Annotated in this window: 18 protein-coding genes and 6 tRNA genes; 18 read left to right on the top strand and 6 right to left on the bottom strand. The window is 67.8% G+C overall.

What is annotated here, in order from left to right; genetic code table 11:
* Position 1: 1 nt before the first annotated feature.
* From AOM45_RS19320 to AOM45_RS19335, 4 genes are all read left to right on the top strand, one after another.
* Complete coding sequence (locus AOM45_RS19320) at positions 2–352, top strand: hypothetical protein (RefSeq protein ID WP_030466281.1); 351 nt, start codon at positions 2–4, stop codon at positions 350–352.
* An 81-nt stretch (positions 353–433) separates the two neighbouring features.
* Positions 434–2,011 (top strand): YfjI family protein, encoded by a 1,578-nt coding sequence (locus AOM45_RS19325; protein WP_051782943.1) that lies wholly within the window; start codon positions 434–436, stop codon positions 2,009–2,011.
* Between the two features lie 278 nt (positions 2,012–2,289).
* Entirely contained in the window at positions 2,290–2,544 is a 255-nt protein-coding gene (locus AOM45_RS52365; protein WP_236703751.1) for an excisionase family DNA-binding protein, read from the top strand.
* The gene (locus AOM45_RS19335; protein WP_030466278.1) at positions 2,544–3,773 is read left to right on the top strand and encodes a tyrosine-type recombinase/integrase; all 1,230 of its coding nucleotides are present in this window, start codon (positions 2,544–2,546) and stop codon (positions 3,771–3,773) included. The genes AOM45_RS52365 and AOM45_RS19335 overlap by 1 nt, the downstream gene beginning before the upstream one ends.
* A gap of 77 nt (positions 3,774–3,850) precedes the next feature.
* On the opposite strand, the gene AOM45_RS19340 is transcribed toward AOM45_RS19335, so the two are convergent.
* The 4 genes from AOM45_RS19340 to AOM45_RS19355 form a co-directional block, all read right to left on the bottom strand.
* Positions 3,851–3,922 (bottom strand) — tRNA-Val (locus AOM45_RS19340).
* A gap of 56 nt (positions 3,923–3,978) precedes the next feature.
* A complete protein-coding gene (locus AOM45_RS19345) occupies positions 3,979–4,401 on the bottom strand; it encodes a TIGR02611 family protein (RefSeq protein ID WP_030466277.1) in 423 nt (140 codons plus the stop codon).
* A 22-nt stretch (positions 4,402–4,423) separates the two neighbouring features.
* Positions 4,424–5,209 (bottom strand): anti-sigma factor, encoded by a 786-nt coding sequence (locus AOM45_RS19350; RefSeq protein ID WP_030466276.1) that lies wholly within the window; start codon positions 5,207–5,209, stop codon positions 4,424–4,426.
* Entirely contained in the window at positions 5,206–5,826 is a 621-nt protein-coding gene (locus AOM45_RS19355; protein WP_236703752.1) for an RNA polymerase sigma factor, read from the bottom strand. Before AOM45_RS19355 ends, AOM45_RS19350 begins: the two co-directional genes overlap by 4 nt.
* A gap of 255 nt (positions 5,827–6,081) precedes the next feature.
* Between AOM45_RS19355 and AOM45_RS19360 the strand changes: the two genes are divergently transcribed.
* From AOM45_RS19360 to AOM45_RS19405, 10 genes are all read left to right on the top strand, one after another.
* Positions 6,082–6,507, top strand: a complete 426-nt coding sequence (locus AOM45_RS19360) for an SsgA family sporulation/cell division regulator (protein WP_030466274.1) — start codon at positions 6,082–6,084, stop codon at positions 6,505–6,507.
* A gap of 107 nt (positions 6,508–6,614) precedes the next feature.
* Positions 6,615–6,687, top strand: a tRNA-Gly gene (locus AOM45_RS19365).
* A gap of 43 nt (positions 6,688–6,730) precedes the next feature.
* Positions 6,731–6,802: transfer RNA gene (locus AOM45_RS19370), tRNA-Cys, on the top strand.
* Position 6,803: 1 nt separating this feature from the next.
* Positions 6,804–6,875: transfer RNA gene (locus AOM45_RS19375), tRNA-Val, on the top strand.
* Positions 6,876–7,045: 170 nt separating this feature from the next.
* Positions 7,046–7,118, top strand: a tRNA-Gly gene (locus tag AOM45_RS19380).
* Between the two features lies 1 nt (position 7,119).
* Positions 7,120–7,191 (top strand) — tRNA-Val (locus AOM45_RS19385).
* 163 nt (positions 7,192–7,354) lie between these two features.
* Positions 7,355–7,963 (top strand): TIR domain-containing protein, encoded by a 609-nt coding sequence (locus AOM45_RS19390; protein ID WP_030466273.1) that lies wholly within the window; start codon positions 7,355–7,357, stop codon positions 7,961–7,963.
* Positions 7,948–9,585, top strand: coding sequence for a KGGVGR-motif variant AAA ATPase (locus AOM45_RS19395; protein ID WP_035909516.1), 1,638 nt, complete (start codon positions 7,948–7,950; stop codon positions 9,583–9,585). Before AOM45_RS19390 ends, AOM45_RS19395 begins: the two co-directional genes overlap by 16 nt.
* A 75-nt stretch (positions 9,586–9,660) precedes the next feature.
* Positions 9,661–10,203: a hypothetical protein gene (locus tag AOM45_RS19400; protein ID WP_236703753.1), complete on the top strand. Its 543-nt coding sequence runs from the start codon at positions 9,661–9,663 to the stop codon at positions 10,201–10,203.
* A complete protein-coding gene (locus AOM45_RS19405; RefSeq protein ID WP_030466270.1) occupies positions 10,200–13,370 on the top strand; it encodes a helicase HerA domain-containing protein in 3,171 nt (1,056 codons plus the stop codon). Before AOM45_RS19400 ends, AOM45_RS19405 begins: the two co-directional genes overlap by 4 nt.
* Positions 13,371–13,410: 40 nt before the next feature.
* On the opposite strand, the gene AOM45_RS19410 is transcribed toward AOM45_RS19405, so the two are convergent.
* Positions 13,411–14,040 (bottom strand): hypothetical protein, encoded by a 630-nt coding sequence (locus AOM45_RS19410; RefSeq protein ID WP_051782942.1) that lies wholly within the window; start codon positions 14,038–14,040, stop codon positions 13,411–13,413.
* A 218-nt stretch (positions 14,041–14,258) separates the two neighbouring features.
* On the opposite strand from AOM45_RS19410, the gene AOM45_RS50965 reads away from it, so the two are divergent.
* A complete protein-coding gene (locus AOM45_RS50965) occupies positions 14,259–14,432 on the top strand; it encodes a hypothetical protein (protein ID WP_156093664.1) in 174 nt (57 codons plus the stop codon).
* A gap of 104 nt (positions 14,433–14,536) precedes the next feature.
* A complete protein-coding gene (locus tag AOM45_RS19415) occupies positions 14,537–15,721 on the top strand; it encodes a helix-turn-helix domain-containing protein (RefSeq protein WP_030466268.1) in 1,185 nt (394 codons plus the stop codon).
* Here the strand turns inward: AOM45_RS19415 and AOM45_RS19420 are convergent.
* Positions 15,712–18,603 carry an AfsR/SARP family transcriptional regulator gene (locus AOM45_RS19420; RefSeq protein ID WP_236703754.1) on the bottom strand — a complete coding sequence of 964 codons (2,892 nt, stop codon included), beginning with the start codon at positions 18,601–18,603 and terminating at the stop codon, positions 15,712–15,714. The genes AOM45_RS19415 and AOM45_RS19420 overlap by 10 nt on opposite strands.
* 149 nt (positions 18,604–18,752) lie before the next feature.
* On the opposite strand from AOM45_RS19420, the gene AOM45_RS19425 reads away from it, so the two are divergent.
* A complete protein-coding gene (locus tag AOM45_RS19425; RefSeq protein ID WP_030466266.1) occupies positions 18,753–19,325 on the top strand; it encodes a vWA domain-containing protein in 573 nt (190 codons plus the stop codon).
* 88 nt (positions 19,326–19,413) lie between these two features.
* A complete protein-coding gene (locus AOM45_RS19430) occupies positions 19,414–20,346 on the top strand; it encodes a hypothetical protein (RefSeq protein WP_051782941.1) in 933 nt (310 codons plus the stop codon).
* Positions 20,347–20,432: the final 86 nt, after the last annotated feature.

Here is a 20,432-nt window from a genome sequence, read left to right on the forward strand (position 1 = left end):
CATGTCGAAGTGCAGCACGTTCCTGTCCCACCTCGAAACCGCGGTCGAGGCGCTCAACGCCGCCAACTCCGCCAAGGGCTTCGAGTTCGCCAAGAAGGACCAGATCACCACGGCCGCCCACGCCGGCGACCAGATCGCGAAGGACCTCACCGACATCCTGCTCGCGATCGACACCGCGCTGGAGAAGCTCGCGGAGACGGCCAAGGAGCAGGGCGTGAAGGCCAGCGGCTCAATCGGCGACGCCAGCGCGGCGTTCTTCACCGCGGGGCGTGCGGTCAACGCGGCCCTGAAGCACACGGCCAAGGCGACCGACGCCGCGCACGCCGTCGACTTCCCGGCCATCAACAAGTAGCACCCCGGCCCGGTACCGGCCGCGTGCCGGTACCGGGCACCCACTCCGTCCACTCCAGACACCGCAGTTGGAGGCACCCCGATGAACGCGACGAACATGCACCCGCACGAGAGCGGTGCTGCGCGCGTTCTGCGTGCTGTGCCGGACGAACCCGGCCAGTCCGGAGACACCTGGGAACAGCCGGTTCCGCTCTCGGCCGCGCAGCGGGCGCTCCCGCCATTCCCGGTCAACGTCCTGCCGGGCTGGATGGCCGACATGGTCGACGCCGTCACCGAGTTCACTCAGACCCCGCCCGACCTCGCCGGATGCGTCGCGCTGTCCGCCCTGTCAACGGCTGCGGGCGGGCGCATCACCACCCGCATACGGCCGGGCTGGACCCAGCCGGTGAACCTCTTCTTGGTCGTCGCGCTGCCACCGGGCTCGCGGAAGTCGGACGTGTTCGCCGCGATGGCCGGACCCATCCGGGCCGCACAGGCCGAACTCGTCGAACTCGCCCTGCCCCAGATCGAGGAGGCCCGCGTCCAGAAGGCCGTCGCTGAACGGGAAGCGGAGAAGCTGGAGAAGAAGGCCAGTACCGCCGACGCCGCGTCCATCGGCCTGGCCGGTGACGCCGCGCTGCGCGCACAGGAGATTGTGATCCCAGCCAAACCGCGCTTGGTCGTGGACGACGTCACCGCGGAGATCGCCGCCACCATCATGGCCCAACAGGGCGGACGCCTCGCCGTGCTCGCACCCGAGGGCGGCATCGTCTCCAACATCGCCGGGCGCTACTCCGGCACCCCGAACTACGAAGTCTTCCTGCGCGGCCACGCCGGCGAATATCTCGAAGTCGACCGCCAGGGCCGCGAATCCGACTTCATCGAACACGCCTACCTCACCCTCGGACTCGTTGTACAGCCGCAGATCATCCGCGACCTGGGACAGATCAAGGCCGCCAAGGAACGCGGCCTGCTCGGACGCTTCCTCTACTCCCTGCCGGTCAGCACCGTTGGCTACCGCGAGATCCGCGTACCCGAGATGCCCGAGCACATCGCCGCGGACTACCGCGCCCGCATCGGCGGCCTGACCCTGCAACTGGCCATGTGGTCGGCGCCCGAAGTCGTCGACTTCAGCGCAGAAGCGGACGAAGCCATGTTCGCGTTGCAAGCGGAGATCGAGCCACGACTAGGACCGCGCGGCGCCTGGCACCACATCGCAGACTGGGCAGGCAAGTACGCCGGAACCGTTGCGCGCCTTGCCGGACTGCTGCACCTCGCGGACCGGCCCACCGACGCCTGGCACCACGAGATCGGCGTCAGCACGTTCGCGCGCGCCCGCGAACTCGGCTCGTACTACCTCGCGCACGCGCTCGCGGCGTTCGACCACATGGGCAAGGACGAGGCGTACGACGACGCCCGAGCCCTGCTCGGGTGGATCGTCGGCGAACGTCTTCGTCAGTTCACCCGCCGCGATGCACATCGCGCCAACCGCGGCAGGTTCACCACCGCCAGCGAGATCGGCCCGGCCCTCGAACTGCTCGAAGAGCACGGCCACATTCGCCAGCTCCCACTGCCCGAGCGGCAGGGAGCAGGACGCAAACCGAGCCCGACCTACCTTGTCCACCCCGTTCACCAGGCCGCAGACCGTGGACAGTTTGGACAGAATGGCCAGAATCCATGACCGGGCACAGTTCGTGCACGTCAAAGGCTTGTGAGCTGATCGCGCCCGCCGTGGACACAATGGGACACAACTCGGACAGAATTCGGGCCGCTCCACTGGCCCGAGGACCGCCGACTGGGTCGCGCGGTAATTGTGTCCAGATTCTGTCCCATTCTGTCCAAGCGAACCAAGATCACCGCACACCGGCGCTGAGCAGTGCAAACGACACCTTGCGGCCAATTCTGGCCATTCTGTCCAAACTGTCCGAGCCCCGGCGTGCCCAGATCCAGGGAGCACCCGTGAACGACAAGCTCGCCCTCGTCTCAGGCCAGCCACCTGGCTCGCGCAAGACGGAGGCCACGGTGACCACCGTGATCCAACCTCGTTGGCTCACCGTCAAGCAGGCAGCGCAGCACCTCGGCTACAGCCTCTCGAAGACCAAGATGCTCATTGCCACCAGGCAACTTCGATCACTCAAGGACGGCGGCAGTCGGCGGATTCTGCCGGAGTGGGTGGAGGAATACGTCCAGCGACGGGTTCAGGAGGCTGCCTGATGGCAGGCAAGGCGCGCGAGAACGGCGAAGGATCGATCTTCCCGTACAAGAACGGCTTCGCGGCCTACGTGTGGATCACTACGCCGTCCGGTAAGAGGAAGCGCAAGTGGGTGTACGGGCCGGACAGGGAGACCGTCCACGCCAAGTGGGTCAAGCTCCAGAACGACGCGAACGAGGGGCCGGTGACCTCCTCGGTGCCGAAGCTCGCGCCGTACCTCTACGGCTGGCTGGACGACATCGTCAAGCCGAGCCTCGCGCCGCTCACGCACAAGACCTACGAGACGTTCATACGCGTGCACATCGTGCCGGGGCTGGGGGAGAAGCCGCTCAACTTCACCGTGCGCGAGGGGCAGCTCTGGATGAACAAGCTCGCCCGGACCTGCCAGTGTTGCGCACAAGGCAAGGACGCCCGGCGCGCGGAGGACAAGCGGCGCTGCTGCTCGCTGGGCAAGTGCTGCCAAGAGCTGCTGTCGCTGCGTTCTCTGAACGACATCAGGGGATGTCTGCGGTCGGCGCTCACCCACGCGATGGCCGAGGACCTGCTGAAGAAGAACGTGATGACGCTGGTCAAGGTCAAGCGGGCTGGGGAGCGCCGGCGCAAGCCCAAGCGCAACCGCTGGTCCACCGAGCAAGCGAAGACGTTCCTGGTGTCGGCGCGACAGGATGACGACCCGTTCTACGCCGCGTACGTGTTGGTGATCGCGATGGCCATGCGCAAGGGAGAAGTGCTGGGGCTGCCTGAGGACGCTGTCGACGAGATCGAGCAGGTCCTCGACATCGCCTACCAGCTCCAACGGGTGGGTGGGAAGCTCCTGCACCGCGAGACCAAGACGGCGGCCTCGGACGAGACGCTGCCCATGCCTCCGATCGCCGCCACAGCGGTCCGGCTGCGGCGGAAGCAACGTGAGGCGGATCGAGTCGAGGCAGACATCGCCTGGCAGGAATGCGGCCTGTTGTTCACCACCCGGCATGGCACGCCGATCGAGCCGCGGAACTTCAACCGGTCATGGGACCGCCGATGCGAGAAAGCTGGCGTTCCCAAGATCACGGTTCACGACGGCCGACGGAGCTGCGCCTCGCTGCTCGCGGAGCTGAACGTGCACCCTCGGGTGATCATGCGCATCCTGCGGCACGCGAACATGAAGGTCACGATGGAGATCTACACCGAGGTCTCCGACGAGTCGACGCGAAAGGCACTACAGCAGCTGAGCGAGAGCCTCGGTATTTGAGCCGCAGCTGTACTTTGCTGCTGTACGACAAAGTCAGAGGCCCGGAACCTGAATGGCTCCGGGCCTCTGACCTGCAATGGGCGATACTGGGATCGAACCAGTGACCTCTTCGGTGTGAACGAAGCGCTCTCCCGCTGAGCTAAACGCCCGTGTTCTGTTGTCTTGCTGTCCCGCTCTCGCGGTGTGGCCATAGCTTACAACATCATCAACGAGAACCAAAAATCGGGCTCTGCAACCAGCTCCACTCGACGCCGAACCAGCCGCCGACCAGCGCGAACACGTTCAGGAGGTAGCAGGTGGCCAGCACGATGGCGCAGACGCCGGCCATCACCAGGCCTCGGACCCAGGCCGGCTGGCGCTTGAGCCACTCGACCCAGCGGTCGTAGTAGCGCTTGGCGAACTTCAGGACTCGGCCCGCCCACTCGAACTCCGTCGCGAGGATTGCCAGGCCTGCGAAGACCACCAGCCAGCCCGGGCCGGGGTACGGGATCATGATGATGCCGCCGACGAGGACCAGGCCGCCGATCACGCCCACGCCGATGCGGTAGGCGAGGTTCAGCGCCGGGTTCCGGTGGAACCAGTGGCGCCAGCCCCTGTGCTCGTCGGGCTTCGTGTCGGGCTTCGTCATGTGTCGATCATCCTGTTGGGACTCAGGCGGGTGCAACCTGGCCTCCTGCCAGCACCTCTGAGGGTTTCTGAGGTGCTTGGCGGCCTGGTTCCAGTGATACCGCGAAGGTCGTGTGCTTGTGCGCGTCGGCGGACCAGCTCAGCAACTGCGGAGTGGTCGAGCCTGCGGGCACGTCGAACACCGCCAACGGTACCGGCGCTTTCGTACTTGCACCCCAAACCACGTAAACGTGACTCGAGTCGTTCGGCTTGAGGTTCATCGGCACCACGGCGCCTGAGGTGGGGCTCGAGAGGACGACGGCCGCCTCCTCGCCGGAGCCTGTGCGCAGGACCGCCCTGTTCGTGGCCGGGTCGGCGGCCAGGGAGAGGGCCGTGTTCAGGTCGTTCGTGCGGGCCTGGGCGGCCGCTACCTCGCTGGATAGCTGGTTCACGCGCACGCCCAGGTAGCCGCCTCCGGCCAGGACGGCCAGTGCCGCGGCGGCGGCCAGCAGGACTCGGCCCGTGCGGCGGCTGTGTTGTGGGCGGCGCAACGGGGTCGGGGCCGCGTGGCGCGGGCTGGGCTGGGGCGGGATTTCCTGGGGGATGTGCTCGATCTGTTCCATCAGCCTCGCGCGCAGGCGGGGTGGTGGCTGCTCCTGGCGGACGGCGCCGCCGATGCCCGCGAGCACCTCCTGCGTCGACCGTACGGTGCGCTGGCAGGCGGGGCAGGTCGGCAGGTGGTCGCGGACCACCGCTTCCTCGTCCGGCTCCAGGGAGTGCATCGCCCAGCCGACGGCGAGCTCCTCGTGAGGGCACAACTCGCCGTTCACCGGTTTGCTCCTGTCGTCTCGCCGGTCTCGCCGGCCCACAAGTTGCCCAACGTGCCTCTCAGGCGTCTGATCGCGGCGAACGTGCGCGATTTCACAGTCCCCAGCGGCACGCCGGTCAGCTTCGCCACCTCGCACTGCGTGTAGCCGCCCAGATAGGCGAGGGCGATGACCTGCCGCTGCTCCTCCGGCAACGTGTGCAGGGCCGCTCTGACCTCGGCGCTCACCACGCTCACCAGCGCTTCGTGCTCGGAGCCCTCGACCGGGGGTGAGACGTCGTCGGTCAGGGGAACAGTCCGGCGGCGCTGGGTGTTCTCCTTGCGTACGGCGTCCACCGCGCGGTGGTGCACCAGGGTCATCAGCCAGGTGCCGAAACTTCCGCGGGTGGGGTCGAACCTGGCGGGGTGCCGCCAGAGCGCGAGGAAGGCTTCCTGGACGACGTCCTCGGCCAGTTCGGGGTCCACGCAGATGCGTCTGGCCAGCGAATAGGATGGTGTGCCGTACCTGTCGTACAGCTCACCGAACGCTGACCGGTCGCCTTGTGCGAGCCTCTGCACGAGCTCGAAGTCGGTCGGCCGGCCGTCGCGTGACGCGGCGGGTGGACCGGGCGAGTCAGCCACCAGAGATGTCCTCACGTCCAACATTCGCGCAACAGCCGGTACCGGGTTCAGGTTAGACCCAGCAAGATGGGGGTCGCTGTACGCGGGCTAAGAGCGAGGAGGGTACAGAGCGCGTGCAAACGGTCGCCGTGCGCAATCATGCTGACCCGATGGGGTGATCTGCGTCCGAATTGCGAGCGTTCCTCGCCACATGCACGTCACAACTAAGGTGCTCGGTCGTTTCATTGACCGGGAAGGGAGAAGAGGGTAACGACGATGCGCAACGATCACGTGACGCTCCGCTCGACAGCGGTCTTCGACCTGCTGGCGCCGAGGACCCCCGCGGTCCCGGTTCAGGTGGAGCTGCGATACGACACGAAGGACCCGTACGCGGTCGTCGCCGCGTTCCGCACCGGCCGTGCCGGTTGGGTCGAGTGGGTGTTCGCCCGCGACCTGCTCGCCGACGGTCTCATCGCCGACGCCGGCGACGGAGACGTCCGGATCCGCCCCGCCGCCGACGACCCCGAGGTCGTCGTGATCGAGCTGAGCTCGCCTTCCGGGCACGCCATGTTCGAGGCGTCCGCCCAGGAACTCGCAGACTTCCTCGACCGGACCTACGACGTCGTCGTGCCGGGCAACGAGCACCTCTGGGTCAACGTCGACGAGGCGCTCACGCACCTCATCTCGAACGACCTGAGCTGAATCATCCGAGGTAGGGGGCCCGCGAAGGTGGTGCGGGTACCCCCGGTGAAACCCGCTTGAACCCCTCGTATAAGGTTTGTTTCAACATCACGAAGTCAGTGATGTACGCGGATGTAGCGCAGTTGGTAGCGCATCACCTTGCCAAGGTGAGGGTCGCGAGTTCGAGTCTCGTCATCCGCTCTGTGGGTCCTCAGTGGATAGTTGGCTGTGGACTCATGCTCCTGGCGGAGTGGCCGAGTGGCTTAGGCAAGGGCCTGCAAAGCCCTGTACACGGGTTCGATTCCCGTCTCCGCCTCGGACGATTAGCTCAGCGGGAGAGCACTACCTTGACACGGTAGGGGTCACTGGTTCAATCCCAGTATCGTCCACTCGGATCACCAGCGGGGCCAGGTGCACAACGCACCTGGCCCCGCTGTCGTTCCGGGGTCTGCCGGCGTCCCCGCCACGCTCAAGATCAGCCGATTTGGAACTTCGGGGGACCGTCGGATAAAGTTCCTCTCGCACCACGGGAAACCCGCAAGGGAAACCTGAGGGGCACGCGGATGTAGCGCAGTTGGTAGCGCATCACCTTGCCAAGGTGAGGGTCGCGAGTTCGAGTCTCGTCATCCGCTCGGACGATTAGCTCAGCGGGAGAGCACTACCTTGACACGGTAGGGGTCACTGGTTCAATCCCAGTATCGTCCACTCACCCGAGAAGCCCTCGATCAAATCTGGTCGGGGGCTTCTTGCTGTTCGCGGCTTGGTGCGTCGGCCGCCCAGTTTTTGTCCAATTTTTGGTCGGAACCGCCGAAAATGCCCACTTTTTTGTCTTTTATCGACGCGGGTGGCGCGTCTACCGTTGTGCGCTGTGTCCGGCTACCAGTTCGATTTCTTCATCAGCTACAGTCGTGAAGGCAATGTGCAGAAATGGCTGCTCAACCATTTCTACAACAAGCTCAAGGACTGCCTGGCAGACGAGAGCGCCCTCCCGCCGCGGATCTACATGGACCGCCACATGCCCCGGGCTGTCGAGTGGGCTCACAACCTGCAGACCTCGCTGCGGCACAGCAAGATCATGATTCAGGTCATGACGCCGAGCTACTTCAGATCCGGCTGGTGCATGGCGGAGCTGTACAGCATGCGGGCCCGCGAGGAGATGCTCGGGTTCGCCAGTGCCAAGATCCCGCAGGGGTTGATCTACCCGATCCTGTTCTCGGATTCAGAGAACTTCCCCGAGGCGGAACGGATGCGCAAATGGCATGACTTCAAGGAATTCGCGCATCCCGATCCGGTGTACCAGCAAACGGTCGACTACATCCACTTCCACAAAGAAGTGAAACAGCTGGCGCGTGATCTCGCCGAGCTGGTGAACCAGGTGCCCGACTGGCGACCGGACTGGCCGATCGTCGAACGCCCCGACCCGATCGTCACTCCACGCCCGCCCCTACCGAGGTTCAAGCCATGTCCGGAACCGTGATCACGTTCTACTCCTACAAAGGCGGCGTCGGGCGCAGCTTCACCCTGGCCAACGCGGCGGTGCTGCTCGCACGCTGGGGTTACCGGGTGCTCGCGATCGATTGGGACCTGGAAGCTCCGGGTCTTCATCTTTACTTCCGGCCCCACGTTTCAGAGATGCCGCCCAGTGGTGTGGTCGATCTCGCACACGACTTCATCCAGAAAGTCCAGTACCCCGCCTCCCACACCGTGCGTGTCGACGTCGAGGGCGTACTCCACTTGATGGCCGCTGGGAAGATCGTCGACCATCGACTGGACGCCTCCTACGCCCCCAGGATGCAGGAGATCAACTGGGAGGCGCTGTACGAGGAGGGGTTCGCCGAGTTCCTCGAGGAACGCCGCGCCGAGTGGATCGCTCAGTACGACTTCGTGCTGATCGACAGCCGAACCGGCGTCTCGGACATCGCCGGTATCTGCACCGCCCAGTTGCCCGACCGTCTCGTTGTCGTGTTCACCGCGAACGACCAGAACCTCAACGACGTCGTCGACATTGCCCATCTCGCGGACCAGGCCAGGGATCGGCTGCCCTACGACCGTCCACGGCACCAGGTCATGCCGGTGTTGTCCCGGCTCGACAACCGGATGGAGTACCAGCGGGCTGAGGAGTGGCAGCAGAAGTGTGCGGGCGTCGTCGCGCCCTTGTTTCGCAACTGGCTGGTCAAAGGCGTGACGTCCGAACAGATGTTGCGGCACCTGACCGTGCCCTACATCTCCTACTGGAGCTTTGGCGAACTGCTCCCGGTCGTGGTGGAGCGACCGCCGTCACCGGACCAGATCTCGTTCGCGCTGGAGACGGTCGCCGCTGTGATCGCTCAGCAGTTCGACCGCACGGACCTGCTGGCCGACAACCGCGATGCCTATGTGGCGGCGGCCCGGTCGCGGCGGCGGAAGTTCGACCTGGACCTGCTGGTGTCGAGCCCCCGGAAGCAGTGGCGCACCGGGACCGAGCTGATCACCGAACTCCGGCTGCTCGGTCTCAAGGCGGACCGGTCAGTCTCCGGTGATCCGGAGATCCTTGACCAGGCAGGAGACGCCGCCGAGCACCTTTGCCTGGTTGTGGCAGGCGAACTGAGCCGGTGGCAGCTCACCGAGGCGGAGCGGTTCGTCCGGCGCACGCTCGGCCCAGACGGTGCTCAACGGCAGATGTTCTGCCTGCTGACCCGTGGCACGGACCGCGAGCTGCTGCCCGGCTTCCTGCGCAACCTCCGGCACCTGGATTTCGATCCGGGCGTCCGGCCGGTCCGGGTGGCGCGTGAGCTGCACGACCTGATCAAGGCAACCCCCGCGCCCGAGGCCGAGCCGGACCAGGAGGCGTTGAGGGACGCCGAGGCGGCCCTGCGCGAGTTGCCGGACCAGCTGCCGTATCCCGGGAGGTTCGTGCTCGTCGAGGAGACCGTGCGCGGCATGGCTGGCGCGCTCGACGACGGAGACATGGACCTGCTGCGCGACCGGTCCGCAGACCTGTCGCTGCTCGGCAAGCCGCACCGCAACGGAACCGGAGTGGCGGTGCCGGAGCGGCTGCGCACCGAGGTGAGCGCACTGCTCGCCCGGATAGAGCGACGAATCACCGCGTTCACGAACTGAAAGGGCGGCGTGATGCCGGAGACGTATGCACCCAGCGCGAGGGCCGCACTCCTCCAGTTGTGGTTGGAGGACCGAGTGATCCCCAACGTGGAGCTGGTCAAGCAGTACAAGATCGAGCTGTCCAAGGACGACCGCAACGCCTTGAATAACGCCGGGCTGCTCGAGTCCTCGAAGGAGGGTAGGAGGCTCCTTCACCGGATCACGGACCAGGGCGTCGCCTGGTGCACGAGCGACCTCATGGACGGCGACGCACCGTCACGGATCGGCCCGCTGGCACGGGTACACGCCTTGGTGCTGCGTCGGATCGTGCGGTTCGTCTACGAACGGGGGTTTCTCGCTGAGGCGATTCGCTCCGGTGATCTGGAGTCGTTGATCCGTCAGGTGTACCTGGATCTCGGTGACGGCTATCAGGACTGGGTCCGACTCGCGAAGATCCGCCCGCGCCTCAACGGCGCAGACCGCGAGGAGGTGGACGACACCATGCTGAAGATGGTCAAGACCGGCTACGCGCATCTGGTGCCCAGCTCGAACCGCAAGATGCTGACCGACGAGGACCACGCGGCCGCGATCCGGATCGGTGGCGAGGACAAGCACCTCATGGCGATCGAGGAATCATGACCGAGCACCTGCGTGAGGCGCTGGCGGTCGTGCGGTTCAACTCCGCCGAGACACCTGACGATGTCTGGCACGCCTCCCCGTTCCACATCGAAGGCCTGCACACCAGGGCTGAGCACCGCCTCCGGGCCGGCATCGCCGATGCGAGGGACAGCATCGGCCCGAGCGTTGGCGGTCTCGTGCTGCAGGGTGAGAAGGGCGTGGGCAAGACGCATCTGCTGGGCTCGGTGCGCAGGATGGTGCAACAGCAGGGCGGCTACTTCTTCCTCGTGGAAGTCACGTCCGGCATGGCGTTCTGGGACGACATCGCCGACGCGATGCGCAGCGAGCTGCGTCGTGCCAACGACGACGGCGAGCTGCAGCTCACGGTGCTCCTGCGGCAGTTGTGCCTGGGTGCCGATGCGCCTCCGGAGGCCGCCAGAGCTGTTCTGGGTGAGGCAACTCTGACGCCCGAACACCTCCGCACGTTCGTCACCGGTCTGCGCAAAGTAGACAGTCGCATCGCCGTGGAGTGTGGGGACACCATCCGAGCGTTGGTGCTGTACGCCTCGGAGCACTCCGACATCGGCCGGTCCTTCCTCAAGGGGGTCGACGACGCCGGGGAGGAACGTCGCCGCTGGGGCTTGCCGGCGGAGGCGAACCCGTCCCGTGCTCTGGTGCGCGACATCTCCCGTGTTCTCGCCATGACGGGGCCTTGCGTCATCGCCATCGACCAGCTCGACACTTTGGTCAACAAGGGGCAGGACGAGGTCGGGGAGAAGGTGACCAACCCGGAGCTGGTGCAGGAGATCGCAGACATCTCGGACGGCTTGATGCAGCTCCGTGAGACGACGAGGCGCACGATCACCGTGGTGGCCTGTCTGATCGACACGTGGCTGATGCTGAAGTCGATTGCGAGCGACACCGTCGAGGACCGTTTCACCACGACGCCGATCCTGGCCGCGATCGCTGATCCAGAGATCGGCAGGAAACTGGTCGAGAAGTGGCTGGGCGTGATCTACCAGCGCAACGGCATCACTCCACCGCATCCGACCTGGCCGGTGGCGCCGAGCGCGTTCGAGCCCGGGAACTGGGCGAACCGCACGCCCCGGCAGCTGCTCAAGCGGGTGCATCAGCACGCGGAAGCCTGTTTGTACGGCGAGATCAGGGAACTTGGTTCGTTCGACGAGCCACTGCCCTCCGACGTGGTGGCGGCACCTGTCACCGCGGGGCCCGAGCCGGACTACATGTCAGAGCTCGACGCCAGGTTCGAGCACTTGAAGCAGACGGCCGAGATAGCGGCGGTGGAGGTCAGACCGGCCAACGAGGACGAGATCCTGCCGGCCCTGCTCCTCGCCGGACTCAAGTCCTGGATCACCGAGGTCGGCAACGACGAGCTGAAATGGCACCCGGAGCCGAGTTCCGACGACATGCGGCTCCACGCCGGGCTGAGGCTCACCGTGAACGAGGAACTGGACACCCAGGAGCGCTGGGGTCTGCGGTTCATCGCGAGCAGTCACGGCAACCGAGTGCTGCGCAAGCTGCGCGACGCGCGTGCTGCGGCAGAAGGTTCGCACGGGGGCCGCGGCCGGCATCTGGTCATCATTCGCAACGGGCCGAAGGGCTGGACGGGCATGGTGACGCAACGGCTCGTGGCCGAGCTCGAGAGCGCGGGGGGTCGGTGCATCGACATCACGGACGACGACCTGAGGACATTCAGCGCGCTCAAGGAGATCTCCGCGGCACGGACCCACCAGCTGCTCGCCTGGCTGGTGGCACGGAAACCTGCCAGCAGCACCACGTTTCTGCGATCGGTGCTGCCACGGCAGGAACGAACGGCTGTGAGCCACCAGGAGACGCGCCCGCCGCCCTCGAAGCCGCAAGCGTCGAAGCTGGCAGCCCCGCAGCCGAAACCATCGCAGCCGAAATCCCAGGAGCCGAAGCCTCAGGAGCCTCAGCCGAAACTTGCGGCGAGCCCTGACGCGATCGTGCTCGGGATGGACGGCGAGATCCGCATCGAGCTCGAGTCGTTGCGCAAGCACGCCATCGTGTTCGCGGGCTCCGGCAGCGGGAAGACGGTGTTGCTGCGCAGGATCGTCGAGGAGTGTGCGCTGCGCGGGGTCTCGGCGATCGTGCTCGATCCCAACAACGATCTGGCGCGGCTCGGGGACGCCTGGCCCGAGCCGCCGGAGCAGTGGCGGCCGGGGGACCAGGAGTCGGCCGCGGAGTACCTGGCCGGCACCGAGGTCGTCGTGTGGACGCCGGGACGGGCGAGCGGACGGCCGCTCACCTTCCACCCGTTGCCCGACTTCGCCGAGGTGCGGGGGGACGAGGACGAGTTCGTCGCGGCCATCGAGGCTGCGGTGGCGCGGCTGGTGCCCCATGCGCGGATCGCCAACGGGACGAAGTTCGCGGTCCGCGGGCGTGCGGTGCTCAAGGAGGCGTTGAAGCACTACGCGCGTGAGGATCGGCGGGACCTCAACGGGTTCGTGGATCTGCTGGCGGAGTTGCCGGAGGGCGTCAGCAAGTTGACGTCGGCGGCGGCCACGGCGGCTGATCTCGCGGAGACCTTGAGGGCCGCGATGGTCAACGATCCTCTGCTCGCCGGGCAGGGGGAACCGACGGATCCCGGGGCGTTGCTCCGGCCGTCGCAAGGGAAACGGGCTCGGGTCTCGGTGATCAGCTTTGTCGGGTTGCCGTCGGACGAGCAGCGGCAGGGGTTCATCAGTCAGTTGCAGCTGGAGGTGTTCGCCTGGATCAAGCGCAACCCCGCGGCGGACCGGCCGCTCGGCGGGCTTCTGGTGATGGACGAGGCTCAGACGATCGCGCCGTCCGGTGGGGTCACGGCGAGCACGCAGACCACGATCCTGCTGGCCTCGCAGGCCCGCAAGTACGGGTTGGGGTTGTTGCTCGCCACGCAGGCGCCGAAAGGCGTGCACAACCAGGTCACCGGCAACGCGACCACGCAGTTCTTCGGGCGGTTGAACAGCCCCGCGCAGATCGCCGCGGCCACGGACATGGCGCGGGCCAAGGGGAGTTCGATCGCGGACATCTCGCGGTTGGAGCGCGGGCAGTTCTACGTCACCGGGGACACGTTCGGGTTCCGGCGGATGCGGGCGCCGCTGTGCCTGAGCCACCACCCGCCCAGTCCGTTGCGGCTGGAGGAAGTGGTCGAGAGGGCCAGGCGGTGACAAAGGGCGGTGTCCCCTCCAGGGGCACCGCCCTTGCGCGTCACGCCGTTGTCGACAGCATGTCCTCGATGCGTTGGCACAGCGTGGGGAACAGCTCGGTCGAGCCGCCGAGGACCACGAAGTTCACGGTCTCGTCGCCACCGCAGTGGACTTCCAACGCGTACACGGTGTCGTTCTCCCGTTCGACGCGCACCGCGACGGTCGTGTCGCCCAGGTGCACGCTGCCGGCGAGGCCGCGCTTGGTGAGCTCGGGCGATGCGGCGGCGAACTGTTCGGCCAGGGCGCGCAACGGGGCCTGCGCGGGCTCTTCGGCCGGAGGCGTCGTCACCTCGGCGACGGACACCCGGTCCCTGCCCGCGGTCTCCGCCGCCTCCACCCGGCTCACCAGGACGTCCACCAGGCCCTCGTCCGCACGCAGGTAGGGGCGCGGTGACGACGCGGGGACCTCGCCGGTCAGCACGGGCAGCACGTGCTCGTCGCCGTCCTGCGCCGCGAGTTCGTCCACAGTGGACACGAACGGCACGAGGAAGCGCACCTGCGCGTCCGGCTCGTCGTTGTTCTCCAGCACGGTGAGGCCGCGCTGCCGGCACGCCTCGACGACCTCGTCGGCCACGGCGCGCTGGTCCTCGGCGAACGACACGGCGATGTCGTAGGTCGCGGATTCGGTCACTCCAAACCTCCCTGTTGACTCCCGGCCGGCGGCCGGGAGCGTGCAGCATCCGCTCCCGGTGTTGACCAGAAGTGGATGAGGAGTGGACGTGTTGACCACTGCGGTGGGCAACGGGAAACACCTGGTTCAGCCGTTTTTGAAGATGAATCCTCGAAGGGAGCCCGCCGGAAGCGGGCGAAATTCAGAAATCAAATCCGATTCCCTTCGGAGGATTCGCCATGTCCAAAATCGTGTCCTCTTTCATCGCCGGCGCGACCACGCTGGTGACCGCTCTCGCCGTCGCGGCCGCTGTTTCCGGTGGTGGCACGGCCAGTGCGGACGAGAACCCGCCGGTCACCACCACGACCACCACGCAGACGCAGGACGGTGGCGGCAACCCGTGGCACGGGTGAGCTAGCCGCAAATGCGCCCCGGTCATTTTTCGAAACGGCCGGGGCGATTGCGGTGCCGGTGTTGGGGATGGTGTACTCGGCGCACGCCGGAGCGGGAGGCAATCGTGTCCGAAACTTTTGGTGAGCTGTTGCGTCAGCACCGCGTCGCCGCGGGGTTGTCGATGGGGCAGCTGGCGAAGCTGATCCACTACAGCAAGGGTTATCTCAGCAAGATCGAGAACGACCTCAAGCCGCCGACCCCGGTCGTGGCGCGGCTGTGCGACGGCGTCCTGGACGTCGGCGGGCGGCTGGTCGAGGCCGCGGCGCGGCAGGGCGCGGGACTCGGCCGGCGGCAGGTGCTGGTGGCGGGGACGATGCTCGGCGTCGGGGCGTTCGCGGGCGCGGGGCCGCGGTCGGTGCCGGACGAACAGGTGCTCGCCGGGATGCGCACCTCGTTCGAGAACCTGAAGGCCCTCGGCCTGCACACCAGTCCGATGCTGACGCTCGAACCGTTGAAAGCCTTGCAGCACACCGTGCACGGCATGGCGCGGGAGAACACCGGGCCGGTCGGCACGCGGCTGTTGCGGCTCGCCGCGCGCATCGCCGAGTACACCGGCTGGATGTGCCAGGAGGCCGGTGACGAGCAGGGCGCGCTGTGGTGGACGCGGCACGCCTCCGAACTCTCCCGCGCGGCAGGCGATCCGGACATCGCGAGCTACGCGTTCGTGCGGGAGGCGGGCCTCGCGCTCTACCGGCAGGACGCCTCCGCCACGATCAACCTCGCCCAGCAGGCGCAGTGGATCGGCAGCGCCGGTGCCCGCGTTCTCGCGCTGGCCGCACGACGTGAGGCGCAGGGACACGCGCTCGCGGGTGACCGGTACGCGGCGGAAAGCGCTTTCGACCGTGCCGCGCACCTGATGCGGTCCGCCACGACCGACAGTCCCTACCCGGCGCTCGGGTCGAGCGCGCCCGATCCGCTGGAGCTGGCCAGGGGATGGGCGATGTCCGACCTCGGCCTCAACGCCGAGGCCGCGGCCGTGCTGGACCGGCAGCTCGCCCTGGTACCGGCGAACTCCCGCCGCACCAGGGCCCGCTTCGGCACGCGGCGGTCGCTGGCGCACGCGTTGTCAGGCGAGGTCGACGAGAGCTGCCGCACGCTCGCCCAGACGCTGGACGACGCCGCGCACGTCGACTCCGCGACGGTGCGGACCGACCTGCGGCAGCTCGCCAGGACGTTGGGCAGGTGGCACAACCACCGCGCGGTCGTGGCGGTCTACCCGGACCTGAAACGCCTGCTGACTCACCGCTGACCGCACGCGCAAGCCAGCGCCGCGCGTTCGTCCCGCACCTCCTCGGCCTCCGGCTGGCCGAGCTCGCGGAACGCCACCTCGGCCGCGTTCCAGTGCGGCACGGCCTCGGCGTGCCGGCCGAGGGCGTGCATCGTCCGCGCCACCCCGATTTCGCCGTGCGAGCGGTGGGTCAGGTTGCCGGTGCCGCTCGCCACGTCCAGCAACGACTCGTAGAGGCGCAACGCGGCGAGCAGGTCGCCCTGGTCGCGCACGGTGGCCGCGCGGTCGTGCAGCAGCCTCGCCTGCAGCTCCGCGTCGGCCAGCCCGGCGGCCGCCTTCGTCGCGAGGTCGTGGTGGTGCAACGCCGCCTTGAACCTGCCCGCGAGCCGGTGGGCGTCGGCGATGTTGGTCAACGCGTAGGCGGACACGCAGGCGTCGCCGATCTCGACCGCGATCTCGTGCGCCTCCAGGTGGTCGGGGATGGCCTCGTCGAACATTCCGAGGTGCTGCCGGTTCGCGCCGCGGTTGTTCAGCGCGTGCGCGAGTCCTTGCAGGTGACCGATTTCCCGCAGGATCGGCACGGCGTCGTCGTGCTGGCGCAGCGCGACGTCGAACCTGCGGTGCTGTTCGTTGAGATAGCCGAGCATGCTCAACGCGTGCGCCCGGCCCCGGAGGTCCCCGCACTGCTCGTACTTGGCCAGCGCGGCCTCGAAGTGCCTCATCGCGACCTCGTGCGAACCGAGCTGCATGGCGGACATCGCGAGTGCGCACCGCGCCGCCGCCTGGCCCGCGACGTCACCGAGCCGCGCCCACCTCGCCAGTGCCTGCTCGGCGAAGTCGCGTCCCTCGGCGTGTTTGCCGAGCCTGTCGTTCGCGGTGGACAACCGTTGCAGCACGTGCGCCTGGCTGTGGTCGTCGTCCGTGCGCACGGACCTGACGGCGTCGATCCAGTCCGCGAACCGGTTGGCGGTGTTGAAGTGCCGCCAGATCAACGCGGCCAGCCGCCACCCGTGGTCTCCGCCCGAGTGCCTGATAGCGGCCATCAGGTTGTCGCGTTCGACGTTGATCCACTTGTGCGCCTCGTCCGCGTGCGTGAACCGCAGGCCGAGCGGGCTCTCGCGGTCCACCGACGGCAGGATGGTGAGGTCGAACGGGTACGCGACGCGCACCGCGTTGGCCAGCGTCACGAGGTAGAAGTCGAGCAGGCGTGCCAACGCTTCGGGGGACGGCGGTTGTGCGGCGGCGAACTCCTTGACGGAGTCCAGCATCTGGTAGCGGTCGAGGCCGACCTCTTCCAGCAGGCAGACCTCGTGCAGGTCGTAGAGCAGCTTGCGGGTGGCGGCGACGTCACGGCCGACGAGCGCGGCTGCGGCGTTGATGTCGACGTCCGGGCCGGGCAGGTGGCCGAACAGGCGGAAGACGTGCTGGAGCTCCTCGTCGAGCTGCAGGTAGGACGCGCGGACGGCGGCGGTGCCGTCCTCCTGCCACGGCCCGGTCTCGTCCATCAGGCCGAGCAGGTGATCGAGCGACCACCTGTCGTGCCGGCGGAACAACGCGGCCGCGACGTTGATCGGCATCGGCAGGTAGCCGCACCGCTTGACCAGCCCGGCCACATCGGCTGACCGGCCGCGGATCCGGAACGGGTCGGTCAGCGTCTGGAACATCGTCAGCGCGTCGTCGGGAGGCAGCGGGGACAGGCGCAGGTGCGCGCTGATGTCCGGCTCGCCCATGTGCCTGCTCGTCACGATCGCGAAGCAGCCCTCCGCTTCCGGCAGCAACGGCCTGACCTGCTCGGGGGAGGCGGCGTTGTCCAGCACCACGAGCGTTCTGGTGCCGTAGAGCCGGGACTGGAACAGCGTGGCCTTGCGGCCCACGGTGTCCGGGATCTGTTCCGCAGGGACACCCTGCTCGACGAGCAGCTGGGTGAGCGCGTCCGAGATCGACATCTCGACCACGTTGGGCGTGAACCCGTTGAGCCGCAACAGGATCTGCCCGTCGGGGAAACGGCCGCGGAGCCGGTGGGCGGCTTCGACGGCCAGCCCGGACTTCCCGATCCCGGGGGCGCCGCTGATCCAGATCGCGCGGCGTTCGCCCGTCGAGGCCGCCGCTGACTCGATCTCACCGAGTTCCGCCGCGCGGCCGGTGAACGCGCGGGGGCGCGACGGGAGGGAGCTGACCGGCTCGCCCCGCCGAGCGCGTTCGGCGAGGTTGCGCAGCACTGTTCCCGGCTCGATGCCGAAGTCGGCGAGTGCCTCGGCCGCGGCGTCGAACACGCGGACGGCGCCGACGCGGTCGCCACACGCGATCAGCGCGCGCATCAGCAGCTCGGAGTACTTCTGGTTGTCCGGTGCGGTGCGGACCGCGCGGCGCATCCGGTCCCGGGCGGACCGGTAGTCGCCGACGACCAGCTCCAGCTCGGCCAGGTCACCGAGCGCGTCGTCGTAGCTCTCCTCCGGAGGGATCACCTCGGCGCCGCCGACGCGGTCGATGTCGATGTCCTCCAGGAACCGTCCTCGCCGCAACGCGACCGCTTCGCGCAGGAGTTCTATTGCCCCGCGCTGGTCGTTGTCCTGCACCGCCTGCGCGGCTTGCGCCCGCAGCCGGTCGAAGCGCACGGTGTCGATCTGCTCCTCGTCGACGCGCAGCACGTAGCCCGTGGGGGTGGTGTCGATCGAGGCGTCGGTGAGCTCGAACGCCGTGCGGAGCCGCTTGATGTAGCTGCGGACGAGACTTCGGCGGTCGGGGTTCTTCGGCCACACCGTCTCGGTGAGCCGTTCGGGTGACACGGGTTTGTTCGCGTGCAACAGGAGTACGACGAGGATGAAGCGTTGCTGCTGGTCCCCCAACGGAACGGAGGTGTGTTCGTGCCACGCCTCCAGCGGACCGAGCATCCGGAATTCCACGCCGTCCTCCTAGCCGTCCGACTGCTGTCTGGGTGGAATGTCGCGCAAGGGTCCGTTGGCGTGTCAGGAAATCATCTTTTTGTCCACGTTTGATCAACGCGATCCGGTAACGGTTGCCCGCGTCACGCTTGGTGGTGAGGGGGAGACCGATGGTGTCCGATGTGTTGCCGTGTTACGTGGTGTGCGACGTGTCGTTCTCGATGACCGACCACCTCGGCGAGGTGAACGCCGGGATGCGGGAGTTTCGCGGTGCCCTGCACGCGGACCGGCGCGGGGCCGACCGGATTCGGCTCTGCGTGGTCGTTTTCGCGGAACGACCGCACGTCGTGCAGCCGTTGCGGCCGGCGCTCGCCCCAGCCGAAACCATTACACCCCGCCAGGAATCGGGTTCTGACTTCGGTTCCGCGTTCACCCTGGTGCGCGACACCGTCGAGCGGGACGTGCACGGCCTGAAGGCGCAGCGGTTGCGGGTGCGGCGGCCCGTGCTGTTCTTCGTCTCCGACGGCAGGGCGACCGATCCGGCCTGGCCGCTCGCGCTGGCACGGCTCACCGCGTCGGCCTCGTGCCCGGAGATGATCGCGTTCGGGCTCGGCGCCGTCGACCAGCCCGCGCTCGACCGCATCGGCACCTCGCGGGTCTTCCTGGGCTGCGACGGTGTGCGCCTGGGGATCGCGCTGGTCTCGTCGGTGGCGCGGACGGTCCTGCGTCCGGAGCACGTCTGACGGATCCACGGCGTGTCCACTTCTCGTCCACACGCCCGCCGCAACCTGCCTCCGCCGCACGTCAGCACACAAGGGGAGGAGAGCGGAGATGACGACGAACCTGGTTCGCGAGCTGAAGACACTGCGCAAGGGACGGGGCGTGCACGCGGGGCGGATCGTCGACAAGGTCGGTGCGGGCCTCGCCGCGGCGTGCGGGATCACCAGGGCCGACGGACCGGCCGCGGCGAGGCAGAAGCTCGTCACCAGGCTGACCGAGCTGGTCGAGCAGCTCCCCGAGGACCTCCAGCTCGCGGCACGGGCGGCGTTCGGTCTCATCCCGGACGTGCGGCACCCGCTCTACCAGGAACGCGTCGGCTGGGTGGCGGCGATGATCGACCGCGACGCCCGCACCGTGCGCCGCCGCGTCGACGAGGCGGTCGACCAGCTGGCCGAGCTCGCCGTCACGACCGCCCGGCGCGACGACGGCGGCTGGCACACCGCGGAGCTCAGCGTCGCCGTGGCACTGGACCAGGGGCAGCCGGAGGTGCTGGAGCGCTACCAGGTCGTCGTCGACTCCGACGGGGTGGACTCGCTGGAGTTCGCGTCGGTGTTCCCGGTGCGCAGGCGCGACGTGGACGTGCACCTGCTCTACGGAGGCACGTTGCAGGACCGGGGTTCTCCGCTGGAACGCCCCGGCTTCACCCTGGTTCCCGCCGAACCGCTGGCACGCGGCGCGACCTACGACTTCGCGGTGAGGTATCGGCTGCTCAACCGCGACGCGATGCACCCGTGCGTGCTGCACGTGCCCGAACGGCCGTGCGAGGTGTTCGACCTGCGCGTGCGGTTCGAGCACGACCGCAAGCGCTTCGTGCGGACGTTCGACGGCGTGCTGCAACGGTCCGACACCGAACCGAGCGGAAACCAGCACGCCGTGGACCGGGCAGGCGAGATCCACGTGCGGTTCCGGCGCCTGCTGCCGGGCCTGCTCTACGGCGCGCGGTGGGGAGGCTCGGCCGTGTGCTCGGCCCGGCGCGCCTCATGACCGGCGCGGCCAGGTGAGTGACATCGAAGCCAAAGGGAGATCATCGCGATTACGGTGGGAGGCTGATCGCGTTGCTGGATCACACA

It is taken from the genome of Lentzea aerocolonigenes, from assembly GCF_000974445.1.
Lineage (GTDB): Bacteria > Actinomycetota > Actinomycetes > Mycobacteriales > Pseudonocardiaceae > Lentzea > Lentzea aerocolonigenes.